The organism is Microbacterium sp. (genome assembly GCF_052099035.1).
Taxonomy (GTDB): domain Bacteria; phylum Actinomycetota; class Actinomycetes; order Actinomycetales; family Microbacteriaceae; genus Microbacterium.
Genome location: NZ_JBQDSX010000097.1, coordinates 1,552 through 3,596 on the forward strand (window position 1 = coordinate 1,552; position 2,045 = coordinate 3,596).

The following is a 2,045-nucleotide window of genomic DNA, read 5'->3' on the forward strand; positions in this document are numbered from 1 at the left end:
GGCTCGATGTCGAAGTTTGTCATGATGCTTCCTTCTCTGCGATGAGCTCGCGGAATGCCAGGCGGGAGAATTCGGGGTGCGCTGCGAGGATCCATGCACCATGCAGCGATGCGTCCGGCCGCACGATCACGCCGTGGGTGTCGATTCCTACTGCCTCGAAAGCGCGTTCGACCGCGGTCGTGTACAGCGGAGACTGCAGGAGGCCGCCGGTGAGGCCGATCGGTCCCGATCCGATTCGGGCGGCCGCCGTCGTGCGGGCGATCTCCTTCGCAGCGTCCTCGATGATCCGCAACGCCACGCGGTCGGCGGTTTCCGCCGCGGCGATGACGGTCCGTGCGAAGGCTGCGACGTATTTGGGCGCAGGAACGGAGCTCATCGCATCGTGATAGATCGCCTCCGGGCCGCCCAGAGCGGGCAGCTCTTCCGCGAGCGACGTCGGATCTCCTCGGCCCTGAACGGCGTCCAGCGCCGCGTGCAAGCCGCGCTGGCCGATCCAGAACCCGCCGCCGAGATCACCGAGCAGGTAACCGCGCGCGTCCACGCGGCGCAGTGCGCCGTTTCCATCCGCGCCGAGAGATGCGACGCCGGTTCCGCAGATCGTTGCGGTTCCGGGAACAGTGCCCACCGTGCCCAAATAGGCGGTGACGGCGTCTGCCGCGACGATGACGTGTCTCGCATCGAGGCGATCCTGCAGCAGGCCCGCGATCCGGGCGGGAGCGTCAGATCCTTCAACGAATCCCGACAGCCCGACGCCGACACTCGTACCGGTGGGCAGGGGCGGAGCGATGCTCGCGATCAGGTCGACGAGGGATGAAACCCTGTCCGGCGAGGTGAGCGCAACGACGCCGGCCTTGCCTTCTTCGATCAGCGATCCGTCGTACCCGACGCGGAACCCTGACTGTCCGACGTCAACGGAGAGGATGTGAGTCATAGCGATGCTCCGAGCTCGACTGCCCGTCCGAGATTGCTTCGCAGGGCGGGCGGGAGGAGGGACGCGGCGTCTTCGTCGATCACCCACGAAACATCCGGATGGTCCTGCAGAGCGCTCGCGGGCATCTGCTCGGTGCGGGGTCCGCTGATCGCCGCGGCTACAGCGTCGGCTTTCGCCCGTCCGAACGCGAAGACGACGATTCTCCGAGCCGAAAGGATCGTTGCGATTCCCTGGGTGACGGCATGAGTGGGGACGTCCTCGATCGAGTCGAAGAAGCGGGCGTTCGCTGCGCGCGTGGATGCGTCCAAGGGAGTCACCCTCGTGAGTGAGTGGAAACCTGACCCGGGCTCGTTGAATCCGATATGGCCGTTCTGACCGATCCCGAGGATCTGAACATCGATCCCGCCGTGCGCCGCGATCGCCGCGTCGTACGCACCGGGCGCTACGGGGTCCGGCAGGTGGATCCTCGACGGGCTGATGCCCAGAGGCTCTCCGACGTCGCGCTCGATAACCGAGCGGTAGCTCTGCGGATGCCCCTCGGGCAGACCGACGTACTCGTCCAGGGCGAACAGCGTCAGGTCAGCCAACCCCGGTGTGCGGTGCTTCGCGAGCTCGCGGTAGAGCGGTTGCGGCGTCGACCCGGTCGCGACGCCGAGAACATGGAGGCCTCCGCCTGCGGCTTGTGCGACGAGTTCCTCGGCCGCGGACGATGCGGCCTCGCGCGAGGAGGGATGAACGGTGATGCGCATGTGTACTCCGATGATCCCGCGCGACGTCACTTGACGCCGCCGAAGGAGAGGCCGCGAGCCATGTGCTTGCGAACGATGATGGCGAAGATCACGATCGGCAGAGCACCGATGACGCCCGCGGCGGTGAGTCGCGCCCAGTTGGTGCCGAAGAAGCTCAAGAAGCCGGCGATCGTGACGGGGACCGTCTGGCTGTCTCCGCTGGTGAGCACGAGCGCGTAGAGGAACTCGTTCCACGACTGGATGAGAGCCAGCACGAACGTCGCGAACGTTGCACCCCAAATATTCGGAAGAACGCACTGGAAGAGCGTGCGCCATTCCCCGAGGCCATCGAGCATCGCCGCCTCGCGAACTTCACGAGGGAAGGA

Annotated in this window: 3 protein-coding genes; all 3 read right to left on the minus strand. The window is 66.3% G+C overall.

Annotated features, from left to right (window positions below):
• Positions 1-19: 19 nt before the first annotated feature.
• Entirely contained in the window at positions 20-931 is a 912-nt protein-coding gene (locus ACTIAO_RS16265; protein ID WP_441907185.1) for a BadF/BadG/BcrA/BcrD ATPase family protein, read from the minus strand.
• Positions 928-1,680 (minus strand): glucosamine-6-phosphate deaminase, encoded by a 753-nt coding sequence (locus ACTIAO_RS16270; RefSeq protein WP_441907186.1) that lies wholly within the window; start codon positions 1,678-1,680, stop codon positions 928-930. The genes ACTIAO_RS16265 and ACTIAO_RS16270 overlap by 4 nt, the downstream gene beginning before the upstream one ends.
• A 26-nt stretch (positions 1,681-1,706) precedes the next feature.
• Positions 1,707-2,045, minus strand: a 339-nt coding sequence (locus ACTIAO_RS16275; protein ID WP_441907187.1) for an ABC transporter permease subunit, incomplete at its 5' end; no start/stop codon positions are given.